The organism is Comamonas thiooxydans (assembly GCF_000964545.1).
Taxonomy (GTDB): domain Bacteria; phylum Pseudomonadota; class Gammaproteobacteria; order Burkholderiales; family Burkholderiaceae_C; genus Comamonas; species Comamonas thiooxydans.
Genome location: NZ_BBVD01000001.1, coordinates 43,589 through 64,066 on the forward strand (window position 1 = coordinate 43,589; position 20,478 = coordinate 64,066).

At 61.5% G+C, this 20,478-nt stretch carries 17 protein-coding genes; 10 read left to right on the plus strand and 7 right to left on the minus strand.

The window, feature by feature from the left end:
- The first annotated feature begins 121 nt into the window (after positions 1-121).
- Both Cth01_RS00190 and pdxY read left to right on the plus strand, forming a co-directional pair.
- On the plus strand, positions 122-580 hold the full coding sequence (locus Cth01_RS00190) for a RidA family protein (RefSeq protein WP_003064600.1): 459 nt from the start codon (positions 122-124) through the stop codon (positions 578-580).
- Positions 581-743: 163 nt separating this feature from the next.
- Entirely contained in the window at positions 744-1,640 is an 897-nt protein-coding gene (gene pdxY, locus Cth01_RS00195) for a pyridoxal kinase PdxY (RefSeq protein ID WP_045838364.1), read from the plus strand.
- A 287-nt stretch (positions 1,641-1,927) separates the two neighbouring features.
- Here the strand turns inward: pdxY and Cth01_RS00200 are convergent, their stop codons facing one another.
- The gene (locus Cth01_RS00200) at positions 1,928-3,463 is read right to left on the minus strand and encodes an MFS transporter (RefSeq protein ID WP_082085617.1); all 1,536 of its coding nucleotides are present in this window, start codon (positions 3,461-3,463) and stop codon (positions 1,928-1,930) included.
- Positions 3,464-3,636: 173 nt separating this feature from the next.
- Positions 3,637-4,098 carry a PACE efflux transporter gene (locus tag Cth01_RS00205; protein WP_034360064.1) on the minus strand — a complete coding sequence of 154 codons (462 nt, stop codon included), beginning with the start codon at positions 4,096-4,098 and terminating at the stop codon, positions 3,637-3,639.
- Positions 4,099-4,184: 86 nt separating this feature from the next.
- On the opposite strand from Cth01_RS00205, the gene Cth01_RS00210 reads away from it, so the two are divergent.
- Positions 4,185-5,069, plus strand: a complete 885-nt coding sequence (locus Cth01_RS00210; protein WP_034378849.1) for a LysR family transcriptional regulator — start codon at positions 4,185-4,187, stop codon at positions 5,067-5,069.
- Between the two features lie 148 nt (positions 5,070-5,217).
- Here the strand turns inward: Cth01_RS00210 and parC are convergent, their stop codons facing one another.
- From parC to Cth01_RS00225, 3 genes are read right to left on the minus strand one after another with little or no spacing between them, the layout of a single operon-like run.
- Positions 5,218-7,608, minus strand: coding sequence for a DNA topoisomerase IV subunit A (parC, locus tag Cth01_RS00215; protein WP_045838366.1), 2,391 nt, complete (start codon positions 7,606-7,608; stop codon positions 5,218-5,220).
- Between the two features lie 40 nt (positions 7,609-7,648).
- A complete protein-coding gene (locus Cth01_RS00220; protein WP_045838367.1) occupies positions 7,649-8,515 on the minus strand; it encodes a lytic transglycosylase domain-containing protein in 867 nt (288 codons plus the stop codon).
- A 54-nt stretch (positions 8,516-8,569) separates the two neighbouring features.
- Complete coding sequence (locus Cth01_RS00225) at positions 8,570-10,540, minus strand: DNA topoisomerase IV subunit B (RefSeq protein ID WP_003064589.1); 1,971 nt, start codon at positions 10,538-10,540, stop codon at positions 8,570-8,572.
- Positions 10,541-10,958: 418 nt separating this feature from the next.
- On the opposite strand from Cth01_RS00225, the gene Cth01_RS00230 reads away from it, so the two are divergent.
- The 7 genes from Cth01_RS00230 to bamC all read left to right on the plus strand — a co-directional run bounded on the left by Cth01_RS00230 (position 10,959) and on the right by bamC (position 18,384).
- On the plus strand, positions 10,959-12,155 hold the full coding sequence (locus Cth01_RS00230; RefSeq protein ID WP_045838284.1) for an MFS transporter: 1,197 nt from the start codon (positions 10,959-10,961) through the stop codon (positions 12,153-12,155).
- A 16-nt stretch (positions 12,156-12,171) separates the two neighbouring features.
- A complete protein-coding gene (locus Cth01_RS24425) occupies positions 12,172-12,303 on the plus strand; it encodes a hypothetical protein (RefSeq protein WP_003057673.1) in 132 nt (43 codons plus the stop codon).
- Positions 12,304-12,345: 42 nt separating this feature from the next.
- Positions 12,346-13,158, plus strand: a complete 813-nt coding sequence (locus Cth01_RS00235) for an SDR family oxidoreductase (protein WP_045838285.1) — start codon at positions 12,346-12,348, stop codon at positions 13,156-13,158.
- A 33-nt stretch (positions 13,159-13,191) separates the two neighbouring features.
- Entirely contained in the window at positions 13,192-13,827 is a 636-nt protein-coding gene (locus tag Cth01_RS00240) for a class I SAM-dependent methyltransferase (RefSeq protein ID WP_045838286.1), read from the plus strand.
- A gap of 35 nt (positions 13,828-13,862) precedes the next feature.
- Positions 13,863-16,013 (plus strand): DUF6630 family protein, encoded by a 2,151-nt coding sequence (locus Cth01_RS00245; RefSeq protein ID WP_045838287.1) that lies wholly within the window; start codon positions 13,863-13,865, stop codon positions 16,011-16,013.
- Between the two features lie 298 nt (positions 16,014-16,311).
- Complete coding sequence (dapA, locus tag Cth01_RS00250; protein ID WP_003064577.1) at positions 16,312-17,208, plus strand: 4-hydroxy-tetrahydrodipicolinate synthase; 897 nt, start codon at positions 16,312-16,314, stop codon at positions 17,206-17,208.
- Between the two features lie 63 nt (positions 17,209-17,271).
- A complete protein-coding gene (gene bamC, locus Cth01_RS00255; RefSeq protein WP_034359980.1) occupies positions 17,272-18,384 on the plus strand; it encodes an NlpB/DapX family lipoprotein in 1,113 nt (370 codons plus the stop codon).
- Positions 18,385-18,654: 270 nt separating this feature from the next.
- Here bamC and Cth01_RS00260 read toward each other — a convergent pair whose 3' ends face one another.
- Together Cth01_RS00260 and Cth01_RS00265 are read right to left on the minus strand one after the other, a co-directional pair.
- Entirely contained in the window at positions 18,655-18,921 is a 267-nt protein-coding gene (locus tag Cth01_RS00260) for a hypothetical protein (protein ID WP_034359978.1), read from the minus strand.
- A gap of 377 nt (positions 18,922-19,298) precedes the next feature.
- On the minus strand, positions 19,299-20,423 hold the full coding sequence (locus tag Cth01_RS00265; protein WP_034378842.1) for a JmjC domain-containing protein: 1,125 nt from the start codon (positions 20,421-20,423) through the stop codon (positions 19,299-19,301).
- Positions 20,424-20,478: the final 55 nt, after the last annotated feature.

Sequence of the window (20,478 nt, forward strand, 5' to 3'; positions counted from 1 at the left end):
TCTCATTGTGCGAGCAGCTATCAATTCAAAAGCTATGGCCACTGTGCCAAGGCGATCCATGCCCGGGCCCGCTGCTGTGTCAAACTTGTCGATCCTTAGCCTCGCACTTTTTGGAGCCGTCATGAGCGTCTATGAAAAACTCAAAGCCCTGAACATCACCCTGCCCGAAGTGGCCATGCCTGCAGCCGCCTACCTGCCCTATATGCAGACCGGCAATCTGGTGTTCCTCAGCGGCCATATCGCCAAGCAGAACGGCCAGCCCTGGGTCGGCAAGCTGGGCGAGAACATGACGACCGAAGAAGGCAAGCAGGCAGCCCGAGCCGTGGCCGTGGATCTGATGGGCACGCTGCAGCATGCCTGCGGCGGCGATCTGAATCGCGTCAAGCGCATCGTCAAGGTCATGAGCCTGGTCAATTCCAGCACCAGCTACACCGAGCAGCATCTGGTCACCAATGGCTGCAGCGAACTGCTGGGCGAAGTCTTCGGCGAAGCCGGCAAGCACGCCCGCAGCGCCTTCGGCGTGGCCCAGATCCCCCTGGGCTGCTGCGTGGAAATCGAGCTGATGGCAGAGCTGGGCTAAGACTTCCGCTCACACACATAAAGTGAGCTAATACCGCTTGCCATTCATAGAGTTCAGATAAAAAACCATCTGAATTGATTGACAGGCAAGCGCAAGCAGCTCACTTTATCTTTGCAGCGCGATGCTTGGCGCAAGCATCTCGATCACTCACGAAAGAGCCCTCATGCCCAGCACGCAGGCACCCCCGCTGGTTCTCAGCATTCAATCCCATGTCGCCTACGGCCATGTGGGCAACGACGCCGCCATGCTGCCGCTGCAGCTGCTGGGCATAGAACCCGTGGCCGTGCATACGGTGCAGTTCTCCAACCACACGGGCTACGGCGAATTCAAGGGCCAGGTCTTCACGCCGGCCCATGTACAGGATGTGCTGGACGGCCTGCGCGCCCGCGGCGTGCTGGCGCGCTGCACGGCCGTGCTCTCGGGCTATCTGGGCGATGCCGGTGTGGGCGAAGCCATTCTGGCCGCCGTGCAGGAGGTGCGCGCCGCCCAGCCCAAGGCACACTATCTGTGCGACCCGGTCATGGGCGATGTGGGGCGCGGCGTGTTCGTGCGCCCCGGCATCCCGGACTTTCTGCGCAAGCGCGCGCTGTCCCAGGCCAGCGTCATCACGCCCAACCATTATGAGTTCGAGCTGCTGTGCGGCGGCCAGCCGCTGAGCACCGTGGAAGCGGCCACCCAGGCGGCCCGAGCCATGCTGACGCAGCTGCATCACAGCCCATCGGCCATGATCGTCATCACCAGCCTGCGCACCGACGATCTGCCTGCCGACCAACTGGCCACGCTGGCCGTGACTGCCGACAAGTCCTGGCTGGTACAGACGCCCTATATCGACCTGCACCCTCTGCCCAACGGCATGGGCGATGTGTTCTCGGCCGTTCTGCTGGGCCATCTGATTCAAGGGCGCGCCGTGCCCGATGCCGTGTCCAGGGCCGTGAGCACCTTGTATGCCCTGGTCTCTCGCACCGAATCGGGACAGCGCGACCTGCCCCTGGTCGCCTGCCGCGACCAGATAATAGCCCCAGCGCAAACCTTCACGGCACTGTCTGTGCCAGCGCAGTGAATGGGCGCAAGAGCTTTGCCAAAGCTCTTTGCATCAACAGGCCTCCGGGACTGGAGCGAGCTAAGCCTCAACCCAGGTCGAAATCGAATTTCCTGCTGTGAGCATTAATCCCTGGCGGCCGAAACGGAGTCAGCGAGGCGGGCTGCTTTGGAATAGATTTTGACTGTCGCCGTTCTGCGCCCCAAAGCCGCCGCACGCGTACTTTATGAAACGACAGCTTTGGACCAAAGCTGCGGCGCGCTGTTGCAAAAGCAGAGCAACCTCAAAATCCTGCCTCTTGCCTGGAGTCAGCTGCCCGTCTGCTGCTTGGGTAAATGACGAGCCAGCACCAAAACGACTAGCGCGAGAGAAAAAAGCAACGCGATGACAACACCGCTAACCGCGGCAAAAGACGCTTCAAACGCTTGCATTGCGCTTTGTAAAACGGCTGGAGATTGGATGCCTTGCTGGGTATTTCGGTACGCTTCGTCCAGGCCGCTGCCAGCCATGGCCTCTATACCGCCGTGTCGTACATGCGCGACGTAGACCGCGGTCATCAGGGAGCCAAAAATAGTCACCCCCAACCCTCCTCCAAACTCATAGGCCACGCCTTCTACAGACCCCGCCATACCTGCGCGGTCTTCTGACACATTCGTCATTACCAGCGCGCTGGAGGCGGTCAGGCTGAAGCCTATTCCCACACCGCACAAGGCCAGGACCCCCACTTGCCACAATGCGCCTGCCTCGTTCAAGCCAAGATATCCCCAGATGCCTGAGGCACACATGACCAGGCCGGCAGCAATGACACGCGGACCGCCAATGCGTCCAATCAATACCCCCGCCAATGGTCCTGCGAAGAAAGACCCCAAGGAGATAGGCAGAACAGATGCTCCTGCCTCAAGGGGACTTTTTCCCAGAACCAACTGCAGCCTCTGACTGAGCAGCAACTCAAAGCCGATCAGCATCATTGACGCCACGAGGGCGATAAAAATACCCATGGCTATGGGGGTGACTGAAAGCAAGCTGAAATCAATCAATGGTTGAGGCAGCCGGAGTTGACGTCGCACAAAGACTGTCAATGTCACAGCTCCCGCAAGCAAAGCCCCCCAGGCCAGGAGCACATGACTATCGAGCCTGGCCAATTCCTTGATGCCATAAGCCAGTGCAATGATGCCAAGCGTGCTTTGCCAGCAGCTATGCAAGTCGATGGTGACGCTCGCATTCCCCGCGCTCTTGGGAACCAGCCACCAGGCCAGCACTGCAGCCACAGCAATGACAGGGACGTTGATCAGAAAAACCGAACCCCACCAAAAATGCTCCAGCAAGACTCCACCCAAAACCGGGCCCACCGCAGCGCCACCAGAGGCCACAGACGCCCAGACACCAATGGCAAAAGCCAGTTCTTTGGGGTCGTGGAAGGTGGTACGAACAATGGCAATCGTGGCCGGCATCATGGCTGCGCCGCCAATGGCAAGCAATGCACGAGCAGCGATCAGTACAGCGGCGCTGGGAGCAAATGCTGCAATCACGGAGGCCAGTCCAAACAGAGCCATGCCACTGATAAAGACCGCCCGGTGGCCCAGGCGATCGCCCAAGGCACCCATGGCAGGCATCAATCCGGCCATCACCAAAGAGTAGGCATTGAGAATCCACAGCTTCTCCGAAGCCGTGGTGTGCAGGGCCTGCGCCAGACTCGGCAACGCCGTGTAGAGCACCGTCATATCGATGACGATGAGCAGCAACGCCGTTGAAACCACGCCAAGCGTGAGCCAGCGGCTCTGGAATTTCATAGAGAACCTTCGAACATTGACTTCGGTACCTTGCAGATGCAGGCCTTGTGGCATTCGATGGATAGCGCGACTGGCTACCCCTCAAGCCAAGCGACATGATGGGCGCTCCAATTCAGTCTTCAGTCCGACACTGGATTGCGCGGGGAATCCGTAACTGCAACTCAAACCTGCACCACGTCATGAAGCCAGCCCCTCCATGAGACTTGGCACCCAAGCCGGGCTGTGAACTATGAAGCCTCACCCAAGTTGGAAACAACTTGAGGGCGGCTATTTGCCATGACCGGGAAAAAGCGGTCATAGGCGACGTTGAACACAAAGTTGTAAACAAGATAGAACACGACGATAGCCAGATCGAGCACCAGCGTATCGAGTAGCGTCATATTCAGATACCAGGCTATCAACGGCAGCAGAATCAGCAGCAGACCCGCCTCAAACAAGACAGTGTGCAGCAGGCGTGCTTTGAAGCTCTTGCGAATGTGGCCGTACATCTTCCGCATGCAGCGATCAAATCCGATGTTGAACGTGAAATTCCAAACCGTCGCGATCGTGGCAGAGCCGATACCCACCACCCCCATGTGCGTCATGGGCTTGTTGAACAAGGCTGCCGAGGCCGGGATGATGATCATCAACCCGATAGCCTCGAACATCAAAGCGTGCCGCACCCGATCAGAAAGACTGCGCGTTTTCATCATTTTTCTCCAATCACATTGATTGGTGTGCAATGTATCTTGATATCAAATAATGAAAAGTTATCTTCCATCTTAAAATCAGATAGATGAGCATATCCATGGATCAACTGGAAGCATTCGTCTCGGCGGCAGAAAAAGGATCGTTTTCTGCCGCCGGACGAGCTTTGCGCAAGGCGCAATCGGCCGTCAGCACCCAGGTTTCCAACCTGGAGACGGATCTTGGGGTGATGCTGTTCGACCGTGCCGGGCGCAACCCCTCGTTGACGGCCGCAGGCGAGCGCCTGCTGGCTGAGGCCAAGCTGATCCTCGATCGCCGCGAACACCTCATTGGGGTTGCGGCGAGCTTCGAGGCGCATGTTGAAAAGCGCCTTGTCGTAGCCATCGACGAGCTCTACCCGGAGCATGTGCAGGGAGAGCTATTCGCCGAGTTCGCGAGCCTCTTTCCCCATGTCGAGCTGGAGTTGCTGTTCCCCATGATGGAGGATGTCAGCAATATGATTCTTGATGGAAAAGCGGATATCGGAGTGATGTGGCGCCAGGAATCGCTGCCCGCAGAACTTGGCTTTCACACTATTGGCTGGGTACCGCTCAAACTGGTTTGCGGAAGCAACCATCCGCTTGCGCACACCGTTGTCGACTGGGAGGAGCTCAAGCGTCACCGCCAAATCATGGTGACCCTGAGGTCCGAGGGAACCGAAAAGCACCGCCTTCGCGTCGCTGCCGAGGTCTGGTGGGTCGAAAGCCATTGGGTCATCCTGCAAATCCTCAAGCAAGGAATTGGCTGGGCACTGATCCCTGATCACATCATCGCGCGCTCGCCTATCGCCAAGGACCTCGTCATGCCAGCGCTACGATTCGACGAAGGGGCGCACCCAGTGGCCTTGGAGCTGGTTTGGCACAAACAGCGGCCCAGCGGGCCCGCGGCCACATGGCTGCGCGAGAGATTTGCGGCAACGAAGATCTATACGTGACAATTTCTGAGAAAGATCGAAGCGATACCGTTGACGGCTTCGACACAAACGTCCGCCACGGATCGTTCTCTGCCATTCCTTCTTCAAGCCCGATAAAAAAACCGCTCCAGCAAAACTGACGCGGTTTTTTCATGGGCGTATTGATCACCTATTCCACACGCGTCACCGCCTGGGGCTTGAAGCCCAGGTCGGCAGCCTTGCCCTTGCGGCCGCGGTTGCCACGGGCGTTGTTGAGGCTGCGGATCTCCAGCGTCTCGGTCCGTGCCTTGCCGCCGCGCCCCACGCCATCCAGGCGGATGCTGCGCGTATAGGCGGCCGCGCCGGCCAGCTGATCCTTGTCTTCCAGGCTGATCAGCATCAGGCCGCGCCCGCCCTTGGGCATGGCCTTGAGCTCTGCGATCTCGAAGGTCAGAATGCGACCGCCCACCGAGGCGCAGATCACATGGCTGGCGGGGTTGAGCAAACCTGCTCCCTGCTCGCCGCCTTCCACATATTCGGCACGCGCATTCATGGGCACGCCATGCACCACCGAAGGTGCGCACAGGGTCTCGCCCTCGCCCAGCGTGACAAAGGCCTTGCCGGCCTTCTGGCGCGAGACCATATCGCCCACACTCGCCGTGAAGCCATAGGCGCCCGAGCCCGAGAGCAGCAGCTGTGTGCTTTCGCTGCCGGCAAAGTAGTACAGCAGTTGGGTACCGGCTTCGAGTTCGATCATCGTCGTCACGGGCTGGCCGTCGCCGCGTCCGCCCGGCAGGGCCGACACCGGCACCGAATAGACCCGGCCGTTGCTGCCAAAGGCCAGCAACTGATCGACGGTGCGGCACTCGAACGTGCCATAGAGGCTGTCGCCTGCCTTGAAGCTCAGCGTGGCCGCATCCACGCCATGGCCTTGACGCGTGCGCACCCAGCCCTTTTCGGAAATGATCACGGTCGTGGGTTCATCCACCACCTTGACCTCGGCCACCACCTTTTTCTCCTCGTGGATCAGCGTGCGACGGGCATCGCCGAAGGTCTTGGCATCGGCCTCGATTTCCTTGCAGATCAGGCGGCGCATGGTCGCCTCGCTGCCCAGGATGTCTTCCAGCTTGCCCTGCTCGCTGCGCAGCTCCTTGAGCTCCTGCTCGATCTTGATGGCCTCCAGGCGCGCCAATTGACGCAGACGGATTTCAAGAATGTCCTCGGCCTGACGCTCGGAAAGATTGAAGGCGTCGATCAGGGCCTGCTTGGGTTCATCGCTGGCGCGGATGATGGCAATAACCTTGTCGATATTGAGCAGCACGGCCTGACGGCCTTCGAGGATGTGGATGCGATCCAGCACCTTCTCCAGACGATGCTGGCTGCGTCGCGTCACGGTCTGGAAGCGGAAGGCAATCCATTCCTCCAGCATCTGGCGCAGCGACTTCTGCACCGGGCGGCCATCGAGGCCGATGCTGGTCAGATTGATCGAGCTCGAAGACTCCAGGCTGGTGTGGGCCAGCAGCGCCGTGATCAGCTCCGACTGGGGAATCTTGCCGGTCTTGGGTTCGAACACGATGCGCACCGGCGCATCCTTGCTCGACTCGTCACGCACGCAGTCCAGCACGGCCAGCATGCTGGCCTTGAGCTGGGTCTGCTCCTGGCTCAGCGCCTTCTTGCCGGTCTTGACCTTGGGGTTGGTGATGTCCTCGATCTCTTCGAGCACCTTCTGGGCCGACACGCCGGGCGGCAGCTCGGTCACCACCAGCTGCCACTGGCCGCGTGCCAGCTCTTCGATCTTCCAGCGCGCACGCACCTTGAGACTGCCACGGCCCGTGCGATAGGCATCGGCAATATCGCTGCTCGATGAAATGATCTGGCCGCCGCCCGGATAGTCGGGGCCGGGAATCAGCGCCAGCAGCTCTTCCTCGGGCAGCTGCGGCTTCTTGATCAAGGCCACGCAGGCCGCCGCCACCTCGGGCAGATTGTGGCTCGGGATTTCCGTTGCCAGACCCACGGCAATGCCGCTGGCGCCATTGAGCAGCGAGAACGGCAGGCGCGCCGGAAGCTGCTTGGGCTCCTGGGTGCTGCCGTCGTAGTTGGGCACAAAGTCCACCGTGCCCATATCGATTTCGTCGAGCAGCAGGCCGGTGATCTTGGACAGGCGCGCCTCGGTGTAACGCATGGCCGCTGCGCCGTCGCCGTCGCGGCTGCCGAAGTTGCCCTGGCCGTCGACCAGCGGGTAGCGCTGGTTGAAGTCCTGGGCCATGCGCACCAGTGCGTCGTAGGCCGACTGGTCGCCATGCGGGTGAAAGCGGCCCAGCACGTCGCCGACGACACGGGCGCTCTTGACCGGCTTGGCCGCCGTATTGCCATTCGGGCCGCTATAGCCCAGACCCATGCGGTCCATGGCATAGAGGATGCGGCGCTGCACGGGCTTGAGGCCATCGCTGACATCGGGCAGGGCACGGCCCTTGACCACCGACAAAGCGTATTCGAGATAGGCGCGCTGTGCGTATTGACCCAGGTCCAGTGCATCGCCAGCGGCTTGTTGAGACAAATCCAGTGTGGTTTGATCGCTCATGAATTCTTTGTGATTTTCCAAATTGCGCCGATCCGGCGACTCAAGGTATTTGCGCGTCCGCGGCCGCAGAGGCCGCGCCCGGCAGAGTCATGCGTATGCGGGAGCCGCCGCGGCCAGCCGAGCCTGCCGCAGCCAGCCGGCCGCTCAGGGGCCGGGCTGCCTGCAGCTGCTCGTAGATGCCGGTGACGGCCTTGACGTAATTCATTGTTTCTTTGTAGGGCGGAATCGCCTTGCCGAATTTCTGCACCGCACCTTCGCCCGCGTTATAGGCGGCCAGCACCAGATCGAGCCGGCCCGGGAACAAGTCCATCAGATAGCTCAGATAGCGCGCGCCGGCAGGCACGTTCACGGCCGGGTCGGCCAGTTGCTGCTGCATGCTGCGCTTTTTGCTGGCCGCCACGCCAAAGCGCTCTGCCGTGGCCGGCATCAGCTGCATCAGGCCGACAGCGCCCTTGGGCGAGATGGCCTGGGCATCAAAGCCGGACTCTACGGCGATCACGGCCTTGATCAGGTCGTAGTCCACGCCGGTTCTCTCGGCCGCTTTCTGCAGATGCGGCCTCACGCTCTTGTAGCGCGGCGAGACCTCGAAAAAGCTCTGCATGCGCGTGCGGGCGTTGAGCCCCTCGGCCGCCGAATCCTGCTTGAGCTGCAGACCCGGCTGGCTGCTGTCGTAGAGCTCGCCCTTGAAGAACAGCTTGTAGCGTTCGTCCAGCGCCTCGGCCGCAAAGTGCGTGACGCCGAATTCGTCGACATAGGCCCAGAGATCGGCATGCGCCGCCGGCGCCAGGGCCAGCCAGCCCGAGCCCGCCAGCAGGGCAGCTGCCACCGCACGTCGCAAGCGCACAGACGCGAACCCGCCGCGCGCGGGCGGCTGGCTGGGTGAGGCATCGAACATGGGCTTGTGCATGGCTGGCTCCATCGACCGCTAGTGAGCGCTAGTGCAGACGTTGGCAACGCCCGCCTAGATATCGACCTCCACTGCATCGCCATGCAGCTCCATCAGCTCGCGGCGGGCGGCGGCTTCGCCCTTGCCCATGAGCTTGGTGACCACGGCCTCCGACTGTGCAAAGTCCAGATTCATGAACTGCACCGGCAGCAGGCGACGCGTATCGGGGTTCAGCGTGGTTTCCCACAGCTGTTCGGCATTCATCTCGCCCAGGCCCTTGAATCGGCTGACCTGGCATTTCTCGCGCGGCACGCCGTCCTTGGCGCATTTCTCGATGATGGCATCGAGCTCGCCCGCATCGAGCGCATAGACCTTGATGGCCGGCTTCTTGCCGCGCGCAGGCACATCCACGCGGAACAGCGGCGGCAGCGCCACATGGATGTGACCGGCCTCGATGAGCTTGGGGAAATGCTTGAAGAACAGCGTCAGCAGCAGCACCTGGATGTGCGAGCCGTCCACGTCCGCATCCGAGAGAATGCAGATCTTGCCGTAGCGCAGGCCGGACAGATCGGGCTCGTCGTTGGGGCCATGCGGGTCCACGCCGATCGCCACCGAGATATCGTGGATTTCGTTGTTGGCGAACAGCCGGTCGCGGTCCACCTCCCAGGTGTTGAGCACCTTGCCGCGCAGCGGCAGGATGGCCTGGGTTTCCTTGTCGCGGCCCATCTTGGCGCTGCCGCCGGCAGAGTCGCCCTCGACCAGAAACACTTCGTTGACGGCTATGTCCTTGCTCTCGCAATCGGTCAGCTTGCCGGGCAGCACGGCCACGCCGCTGCCCTTGCGCTTTTCCACCTTCTGGCCGGCCTTCTGACGGGTCTGGGCGGCCTTGATGGCGATTTCGGCCAGCTTCTTGCCCCAGTCCACATGCTCGTTGAGCCACAGCTCCAGCGCCGGGCGCACAAAGCCCGAGACCAGACGCACGGCGTCGCGCGAGTTCAGGCGCTCCTTGATCTGGCCCTGGAACTGCGGGTCCAGCACCTTGGCATTGAGCACATAGCTGGCGCGCGCGAACACGTCGTCGGGCATGAGCTTGACGCCCTTGGGCAGCAGCGAGTGCATGTCGATGAAGGCCTTGACGGCCTGGAACAGGCCGTCGCGCAGGCCGCTGTCATGCGTGCCGCCCGCCGTGGTCGGAATCAGGTTGACATAGCTTTCGCGCAGCGGCGCGCCGTCCTCGGTGAAGGCCACGCACCAGGCCGCGCCCTCGCCTTCGGCAAAGCTGTCGTTGTTCTTGTCGGCAAAGCCCTCGCCTTCGAACAGGGGGATGACGGGCTCGCCATGCAGGCTCTGCGCCAGATAGTCGCGCAGACCGCCCTTGAACTGCCAGCTCTGGGTGTCGCGCGACTTTTCGTTGATCAGCGAAACGGCCACGCCAGGCATGAGCACGGCCTTGCTGCGCAGCAGATGTACCAGCTCGCCCATGGGCAGGGCCGAGGATTCGAAGTATTTGGCATCGGGCCAGGCACGCACCGTCGTGCCCTGCTTGCGCTCGCCTGCCTGCAGAGGACGCACCTTGAGCGGCTCGATCACATCGCCGCCCGAGAACACCAGCGTGGCCACCTGGCCGTCGCGGTGCACCTGCACCTCCAGACGCGTGGCCAGCGCATTCGTCACCGAGACGCCCACGCCGTGCAGACCGCCCGAAAAGCTGTAGGCGCCGCCATTGCCCTTGTCGAACTTGCCGCCCGCGTGCAAACGCGTGAAGACCAGCTCCACCACGGGCGCCTTCTCCTCGGGGTGCAGGCCGAAGGGAATGCCGCGGCCGTCGTCCTCCACGCTGTAGGAGCCGTCGGCATGCATGGTGAACTTGATTTTCTTGCCGTAGCCGGCAAGCGCCTCGTCGGCCGCGTTGTCGATCACCTCCTGCAGGATGTGCAGGGGGTTGTCGGTGCGCGTATACATGCCGGGACGCTGTTTGACAGGCTCCAGACCCTTGAGAACGCGGATCGAGCCTTCGGAATATTCGTTGGACGGTTTGACTGCCATGGGGGCGGATTGTAGTAGCCTCTCCGAGTGAGAGCTGGATAAATTCACAGTTGTTTACTCCCAATACTCTTGCACAAAGCCCGAACATCTGTCTTGGCAACGTGTTTTTACCGGGTCTTCATCGCTGCGGATACTCTTAAAACAATAGCATCTACCGCATGCCATTCATACGTTATGGATAGTTTCAAATCCATATCCATTACATGGATTGCGCAAGGCGCTCACTTTTTCTTTCTTCCGCCCTGCTCCGGCTCCCGCGCCGCAGCTTGCCGGTCACGCATTCTGGCAGGCCAGCCTGCCACGCATGTGACGGCCTGCGCAGGCGCAAAACAGCTTGTTTCGTTAAAGTGACAAGTTGACCGCACCCCAAGCCTTTTTTCGCACACACGGCATGACTACAAAGACAACTCAAGCCCCCATGTCCATGGCGCAGATTCTTCTGTGCGGTGGCGCCATCGTCACGCTCTCCATGGGCATACGCCACGGCTTCGGCCTGTGGCTGCAACCCATCACCCAGGAGATGGGCTGGACGCGCGAGAACTTTTCCCTGGCCATTGCCGTGCAGAACCTGTCCTGGGGCATCCTGGGCATCTTCGTCGGCATGCTGGCCGATCGCATCGGCGCCTTCAAGGTGCTGATCGGCGGCTCCATCCTCTATGCCCTGGGCCTGGCCGGCATGGCGCTGTCTCCCGATGCCACCGTGTTTTTGCTGACCGCCGGCGTGCTGATCGGCGCAGCCCAGGCCGGCACCACCTATGCCGTGATCTACGGCGTGCTGGGCCGGCAGATTCCCGTGGCGCGGCGCAGCTGGGCCATGGGCGTGGCCGCGGCAGCGGGATCGTTCGGCCAGTTCTTCATGGTGCCCGTGGAAGGCAAGCTGATCGCGCAGTTCGGCTGGTCCAATGCCTTGCTGATACTGGCGCTGTTCGCGCTGCTGATCGCCGCGCTGGCCTTCGGCCTGCGCGAGCCGGGCTTTGGCGGCAGCACGCCCATCAAGCGCGAGCAGACCGTGGGCCAGGCGCTCAGGGAAGCCTGGACCTACCCCAGCTTTCTGCTGCTGATGGCGGGCTACTTTGTCTGCGGCTTCCAGGTCATGTTCATCGGCGTGCACATGCCCAGCTATCTGAAGGACTTCGGCATGGCGCCCCATGTGGCCAGCTATTCGCTAGCACTGGTCGGCCTGTTCAATATCTTCGGCACCTATCTGGCCGGCAATCTGGGCCAGAAGCTGCCCAAGCGTTACCTGCTGTCGGGCATCTACGGTCTGCGCTCGGTGGCCACCGTGGCCTTTTTGCTGGCACCGCTGTCGCCCTGGTCGGTCTATGCCTTCTGCGCCGCCATGGGCTTTCTGTGGCTGTCCACCGTTCCGCTGACCAATGCCACCATCGCCCAGATCTTCGGCGTGCAGCATCTGTCCATGCTGGGCGGCTTTGTCTTTTTCAGCCACCAGATCGGCAGCTTCCTGGGCGTCTGGCTGGGCGGCTATCTCTACGATATCAACGGCAACTACGATATGGTCTGGTATATCTCGATTGCCCTGGGCATTTTTGCCGCCATCGTCAACCTGCCCGTGCACGAGGCAGCCATTGTGCGCCGCGCGCCCAGCGCCGCCTGATACCGGAGACACCACCATGCAGCTCAAACTCTGGCAACGCATCTCCATCTGGTGTGCCGTGCTCGTGCTGCTGCTGGCGGTGTTTGCCCTGTATCTGCAACCGGAATTCATGCTCACACTGGCAGACCAGGTCTGGGCCTGCTTCTGAGCTCTTGGGCAAGCTGCCCGGGCGGCATGGCCGGGAGAGAGCATGACTCGCATCATCATCACCGGAGCCTCGGACGGCATAGGCGCCGAAATGGCCCGACAGCTGGCACAAACCCATCAGAGCAGGCTGCAGCTGACGCTGGCCGCGCGCAATGCCGGCAATCTGCAAGCCGTGGCAGAGCAATGCCGGGCCCTGGGGGCGCAGGTGCTGACAGTTCCCACCGATGTGAGCGAAGAGGCCCAGTGCCGTGCGCTGATCGACGCAGCCGTGCAGCAGTTTGGCGGGCTGGACGCCCTGATCAACAATGCTGGGATCTCGGCCCATGCGCTGTTCGAACAGGTCAGCGCACAAGACCTGGGCTGGTATGAGAGATTGATGCGCATCAACCTCTGGGGCAGCGTCTGGTGCACCCATGCAGCGCTGCCGCACCTCAAGACCAGCCAGGGCTCCATCGTCGCCGTGTCTTCGCTGGCAGGACTGATAGGCGTGCCGGGCCGCACGGCCTACAGCGCCAGCAAGTTCGCCATGGCCGGCTTCTTCGAAGCCCTGCGCATCGAACTCAAACCCGCCGGCGTGAGCGTGACCACGGCCTACCCCGGCGTGGTGGATACGCGCATCCGCTACCACGGCTACAACGCCAGAGGCGAGGCCGCAGGCGTCAGCGGCCTCAAGGAAGATGGCGCGATGACGGTGGCCGAATGCGCGCACCTCATACTCGACGGCATGAGGCGCCGCCAGCGCGAGGTGGTGATGACGGGCAAGGGCAAACTGGGCCGCTTCATCAAGCTGATCGCCCCGGGCATGGTGGAAGACATGGCCCTGGCCGCGCTCCAGGACGATGTGAAGCCGCACTGAGCTGGCGGCCTACATCTGACGCTGCGGCAGGCCATGCAGGAACAGGGCTGCGGGCACTGCTATAGTTTTCGCAAGATGACCAGCAACACCCAGCCTCCCACCCCCGCCGCCATTCCTGCGATTGCCGCCAGCCACTGCGCGCCGGCGCCCTCCGCCTGGATTGCCCGCTTTGCCCATCTGGTACGCCCGCAGGGCTCTGTGCTGGATCTGGCCTGCGGCATGGGCCGCCACACCCGTTTCCTCTCGGCCTTGAATCACGTGTTGACCAGCGTGGACAAGGCGCCGGAAGCGACCCGGTCCGTGGCGGATATCGCCGAGACGATTACCGCCGACATCGAGAACAGTGCCTGGCCGCTGACGGGGCGCAGCTTTGATGGCGTGGTCGTCACCAACTATCTGTGGCGACCGCTGTGGCCGCTGATTCTGGCCAGCGTCAAGCCCGGCGGCGTGCTGCTCTACGAAACCTTCGCCCAGGGCAACGAGGCCTATGGCAAGCCCTCGCGCCCGGACTTTCTGCTGGCGCCAGCCGAGTTGCTGCAGGTCTGCGCAGGCTGGAACATCGTCGCCTACGAGCACGGCCTGCTGCACCAGCCCGAGCGCGTGGTTCAGCGCATTGCCGCCATCAGGCCCGGTGGCCCGGCCGCGCCTGCCGCATTGCTTCAAGCCTGACGCCCTTCTTCCGCATCCACATCTGCCCGACTGCCATGCCCGCCTACGCCCTGCTGCTTGCCCACGACGAACACCCCAGTCCCTCGACAGAGTGGCCCGCAGAACCCGGCGGCAGCTGCGACGGCTGGGCCGAATGGTTCAGCAGCACGCCGCTGCTGTTCAGCGTGCTGCTGGGCGATGCGCGGCATCTGCCCGAACTGGTTCCCTGCAGCGCCTACCAGGACAAGCAAAGCCTCTCGGCCCTGGCCGCCCCCATGGAGCAGGTCCGGGCCCGCTGGCAATGGCTGAGGAGCGTGATTGAGCCACTGCCCGCAAAAAGCCCTGCGCATTGGCCCGACTCCGTCAAGAAGCAATGGCAGCACATCGATCACACCATCAGCACCAGCACGCGCCAGTGGCTGCTGCTGAACTGCGCCACGCTATGTCCGCATGACTTTGACGAAGCGGAGTTCACGACCTTTTTGCAGGCCCAGCGCGAGCTATGCCGGCAATGGAGCTGCAGCGGCGGCGAGCTGCCCGAATCCCTGCAGGCCTTGAAGCGGGCACCGCAATCCCATCTGGGATGGTGGAGCGATTCGGTCATTGCACGCACCGAGGTGATCGAGCAGGAAAGCGAAGAAGACTGGCCCGCCTGGCTGGCCGATCACTACGAGCCGCGCCACCATGGCGCCTGGGACGAAGCGACCGAAAGCTATTACGTCATGCCCAAGCTGCACCCGCGCACGGGCCTGAAGCCACAGAACGAAGCCGAGCGCGGCCACTGGCCCGTGGGCATGGTCACGCCCTATGGCCGCTGGCTTCAGCGCCCCTTGGAAGGCGCGAGCATGACTTTTGTCTCTGGCAAGCATCTGAGCGTGCACTATCCCGAGACCATGCCGGGCGAAGGCGCGAGGTCCGGCATCAAGGATTTGAACGGCATCTGGCTGGTATCGCCCTCCGAGGGCTATCGCGACGCCTATGCCGTCACTCCCCAGGTGATGGCCTGCAGATCACCGAGGCAGGAAAACATGCAGGACCTGCGCAACCTGCCCGGCCTCGCGTTGCTGCACGAAGGGCTCAGCAGCATCGACTACAACGAGGAACAGGACGAATTCATCCGTGCCGAACAAGGCCCTTATGGCGACTCGCGCCAGCTGCTGCTCAAGCCCGACGGCCACCCTGTGTTTGATGCAGGCCGCTATGAGCACATCAACGACTTCAGCGCCAAGACAGAGCTGGCCGTCGCCTGCGTCCGGGAACCCTTTGTCAACGAGCAGGGCGAACAGGAGCACCGCATCCTCGAAGGCGTGATTGACATCCGCGGCCAGGAAATCATCCCCTGTCAGTTCAAGACCATAGAGCGCGGCTTCAGCAGCTCGCCCCCCAAGGTATTTCCCGGCCGCAAGCTGCTGGCCATCACCGAAAAAGGCGAGCCCCGCATCTTCAACACCAAAGGCAAGCTGCTGGCCGCCCCTGATATCTGGTGCCCGCCGCTGAACTGCAGTCCCAAGAAAAATGAACTGCTCACCTTTGAGGGCGAAGGGCCGGAGGCCGAACTGGTCATGTTCTCCATCCAGGATTTCAGCATCACCCGCACTGGAGAAACCTGGGAGGACTACCGTAATGCGCTGCGCGGCATGTTCAAGAGCCTGAGTGGAGACACCCCCGAAACCACGGCCATGACCCGCGCGGAACTGATAGAGGCAGAGGATGAGGCCTGGATGCAGGATATATCGCGCATCCTCTGCCTGAATGACGAAAGCCGGGCCGCAGAACTGCTTCAGCAATGGCGTGACTGCGTGGCGGCACCTGATCCTGACGACATGGGCTGGGACGAAGATGACGAGATCGACCCCGATGTCATGCATCTGCCCGCTGGTGAAAACGCGCTGACCCTGTACTGGGTGCATCTGCTTGCCGTTGCCGGTGAGTTCGCCCGCTTTGACTGGAAGGATGCCGATGGCATTGCGAACACGCACTGGCTGCCAGGCACCGATGACTGGCAATGGGACACGCCCGCTGACGGTGTTGAATCGGGCCTGGAGAACATGGCCGAACATCTGGCCGGCCGCCAGCTGGCCCTGATCAAGCTGGCCACCGATGACGACAGCCTGCGCGTGACCGTGGTGCGCTCGGCAGATGCCGAGGACTTCATGGAGCGGCTGGCGCAGGCCCATATCAGCGCCTGGAACTACAGCGCGAACTGAAGCGATGCCGGCGGGGCTGAAACCACGGTCGCCAAGCCTGCATGCAGGCTTTGAGAAAAGCGGCCGGACCGCATGGTGCAAGACTTGCAAAGCCGCCAGATTGCAGCCATGCCGTCCGAAACAAAGCCACGATCAACGAACAATATGACGCACAGAAATTAAATATTTCGTCATTTCGTCATTTATCAACAACACTTCGACAAAAACAGAGTTTTGCTAGACACTGTTGATGGCAAACCACTGCCTGCACCCTGTCCCTGTTTGTAGAATTCATTTTTACCGTTTTCTGATTGCGGATATGACATCACCCTCCGTTGCTCTCACTGGCAGCATTGTTGCCCTCATTACGCCCATGCTCGAAGACGGTAGCGTCGACTACCCGTCGCTGCGCAAACTCATCGACTGGCATGTGGCCGAAGGCACCAACTGCATCGGTGTGGTCGGCACCACTGGTGAATCGCCCACCGTGAATGTCGAAGAGCATTGCGAAATCATTCGTGTCGCCGTGGAACAGGCCGCCGGCCGCGTCTCCATCATGGCCGGCTGCGGTGCCAACAGCACCCACGAAGCCATCGAGCTGGCCAAGTACGCCAAGAAGGTGGGCGCCGACAGCCAGCTGCAGGTCGTTCCCTACTACAACAAGCCCACACAGGAAGGCCAGTACCAGCACTTCAAGGCCATCGCCGAAGCCACTGGCGACCTGCCCGTGGTTCTGTACAACGTGCCCGGCCGCTCGGTTGCGGACATGCAGCATGACACCGTGCTGCGCCTGGCCCAGATCCCCGGCATCATCGGCATCAAGGAAGCCACCGGCAACATCGAGCGTGCTCAATGGCTGATCCGTGACGTGCCTGCCGGCTTCGGCGTCTACTCCGGCGACGACCCCACCGCCGTGGCACTGATGCTGTGCGGCGGCCACGGCAACATCAGCGTGACGGCCAACGTCGCTCCCCGCCTGATGAGCGAGCTGTGCAAGGCCGCCATGGCCGGCGATACCAAGCGCGCCATGGAAATCCAGTTCAAGCTCATGCCCCTGCACAAGAGCCTGTTTGTGGAAGCCAATCCCATTCCCGTGAAATGGGCAGCAGCCCGCATGGGTTTGTGCGGCCCCGCCATGCGCCTGCCCATGACGCCGCTAAGCGAGCAATGCGAAGCAGTTGTTGAGGATGCTCTGCGTAAAGTTGGCGTACTCTGATCGAGTTGCGCTAAGCTAGCGGTTTTTCGCACATAGCTTGAACGCTACCCAAGGACAATCCGCGTGAAACAACAAACAGCACGTTTGAGCCTGCTCAGCATCGCGCTGGGCCTGTCTGCCTGCACGACCACGTTCCAAGAGACCAAGATCGACTACAAGAGCGCGGGCAAGAATCAAGCTCCCTCTCTTGAAGTCCCTCCGGATCTGACGCAGCTGTCGCAAGACTCGCGCTATACCGTCCCTGGTGGCGTGGTATCCGCTGCTGCCATGCAGGCCAATGCCAAGGCCGCCAAGCCTGCCGACAACAACACCGCAGCCAACAAGATTGGCGACGTCCGCATCGAGCGCGACGGTGCCGAGCACTGGCTCGTGGTTGATCGTGCAGCCGACAAGCTCTGGGAGCCCACTCGCGACTTCTGGCTGGAAAACGGCTTCATCTATGCGATGGAAGACCGCCAGCTGGGCATTCTCGAGACCGACTGGGCCGAAAACCGCGCCAAGCTGCCTCAGGACATCATCCGAAAAAGCCTGGGCAAGGTGTTCGATTCGCTCTACTCCACCAGCGAGCGCGACAAGTTCCGCACCCGCCTGGAGCGCGAGCCCGATGGCAAGACCCGCATCTATGTCACCCACCGTGGCATGCAGGAGGTCTACACCAGCGAGCGCAAGGACAACACCATCTGGCAACCGCGTCCTCGCGATCCCGAACTGGAAACCGAATTCCTGCGCCGCATCATGGTCAAGCTGGGTGTGAGCGAAGAGCAGGCCTCTGCCGTTGCCAAGGCGGACAAGTCTGCAGCCACCACCTCGACCAGCGCACGCATGGACACCATCAACGGTGTGCCCACGCTGCAGCTGGAAGAAGGCTTTGAGCGCGCATGGCGCCGCGTTGGCGTGGCACTGGACCGCACCGGCTTCACCGTGGAAGACCGCGACCGCAGCCGCGGCCTCTACTACGTGCGCTACGTGGACCCGAACGCCAAGCCTGAATCCAAGGGCTTCTTCAGCAAGATCTTCAGCCAGGGCAAGGAAGCCGCTGCGCCTCAGAAGTATCAGATCCAGGTCAAGGGTGACGGCAACAAGTCCCAGGTCAGCGTGCTCAATGAGCAAGGCCAGCCGGACAACTCCGCCAACGGCCAGCGCATCGTGCGCATCATCACCGATGATCTGAAGTAAAGAGCGCTGCCCCATGCAAAAGCCACCGGACTGCGCTCTGGTGGCTTTTTTCATGCCCGAACGAATCGAACTTCGGCTTGGGGGCTGCAATGCTCATGGCACACTTGCCCGCGAGAATCCGCCCAAGTGCTGATACCGGTGCAGATCTTGTATGCCGACAAGCATCCGCGGCTCGAAAATCCGCTGTGAAATCCAGACGTAAAAAAACCGCACCTGAGTGCGGTTTTTTCATGCTTGAGGCCTGGGCCTCAAGCTGGCTGATGCAGCGAATTACTTGGCAGCAGGAGCTTCAGCGGCGGGAGCAGCAGGAGCGTCAGCGGCAGGAGCAGCAGGAGCGTCAGCGGCGGGGGCAGCAGGAGCGTCAGCAGCAGGAGCAGCAGCGTCAGCGGCGGGAGCAGCAGGAGCTTCAGCAGCAGGAGCGGGAGCAGCAGGAGCTTCCACAGCAGGAGCGGGAGCAGCAGGAGCTTCTTCCTTCTTGCCGCAAGCAGCCAGAGCAGCAGCAGCGATCACGGTAGCCAGAATCAGAGAGTTCTTCATGACAGTTTCCTAAATGGTAGGTTCAGCAGACGGTATGCAGATTGCCATTACGGTCAGCCTTTTGCAGCTATTGATCGCTCTGGCAGATCAGGTCAAACGATAAATTCGACTCAGCCCGCATTATAGGTAGTTTTGCCCATTGCTGACTAACACTGACAGCAACCAAACAATTCTGCACAAATCGGCGCGTTCTCATTTATCGGGCAAGCCCACGCTTGCCTTGAGCCACACTGTGGAGCATAAATTTATTCCTGTCAAATCCCTGACAAAGCTTTGATAAAGATTTACATAACCTACACAAAGCCTGCGAAATCAGCAGGAGCCACAGAGGACAAACCCGTAAGTTAGCACGATCGCTGTTACAAGTCCACCCTGTTTCAGTCGCCGGAGCGAACCCAGCCAGCATCAAACCACGACGACAGCAACTCCAGCGCGTCATCGCTGGCAGTTGCCAGATCCTTGCGCGACAGGGCTCGGCTGTCTGCCAGCTTGCGCATCAACGTGGCATCGCGGCCACCTGCCAGATAGCTTTCGCCATTGATGAAGATGTGCTTGGCGTCATACATCATGCGCGTGCGACGATCCAGCACAACGCTCTCGAACATGCCGTTTTCATCGCCATGCTCGAACCAGACGTTGGGCTTGGGGTCGGTCAGGTACTCGCCCAGCGCGCGCTCCAGCGCCAGCGGCTCGGCCATGGCCTTCTTCAGTGCCTCGCGGGCAAAGTCATACATGCCTTCAGGAATCAGCGCCGGGTTGCTCACGGCCTCCTGCTTGGGGTCGCGATAAATGACCGGAGTTTCGGGCTCGTCGGGCTCGTCCGACATGCGCAGCAGCAACTCGCGGCCCAGCTCGCTGCGATCGGGCGAGCGAAAGCCTATCGAATACGTCATGCATTCGCCTTCCGCCACACCGTCATGCGCCCATTTGGGCGGCAGATACAGCATATCGCCGGGCTCCAGAACGAACTCTTCCTCGGGCTCGAAATTGGAGAGGATTTTCAGTGGCTTGCCCTGCTGCAGAGACAGGTCTTTTTGACGACCGATGCGCCAGCGGCGCTTGCCCTGGGCCTGCAGCAGAAACACGTCATAGCTGTCGAAATGCGGGCCTACGCCCCCCTGATCGGTGGCAAAGCTGATCATCAGATCATCGAGGCGCGCCTCGGGCACAAAGCGGAATTGCTGCAGCAACTCATGCGCCTTGGCGTCATGCATGTCCACGCCCTGCACCAGCACGGTCCAGCCCGGCTTGGTCAATGCAGGCAGGCTGCGACGGGACAGCGGGCCGTGGCTGAGCTTCCAGTTGTCGCCTTCGAGCTGCTGGATCAGGCGCGACTCCACGCCATCCTCGCCCGCCATGGCTAGCAGTCGGGCACGCGGAATCGGGGCCTTGAAGCCGGGGATGGCCTGACGCACCAGCAAGGGCTTTTTGTGCCAGTGGCGGCGCATGAATTGAGAGGCGGTGAGCCCACCCAGCAGGGTGAGCGGCGTATTGATGTCCATGAATACAGTCCTGCTTTCTAAGCAACGGACTGCATTGTCCTATAGGCCTCGAAAA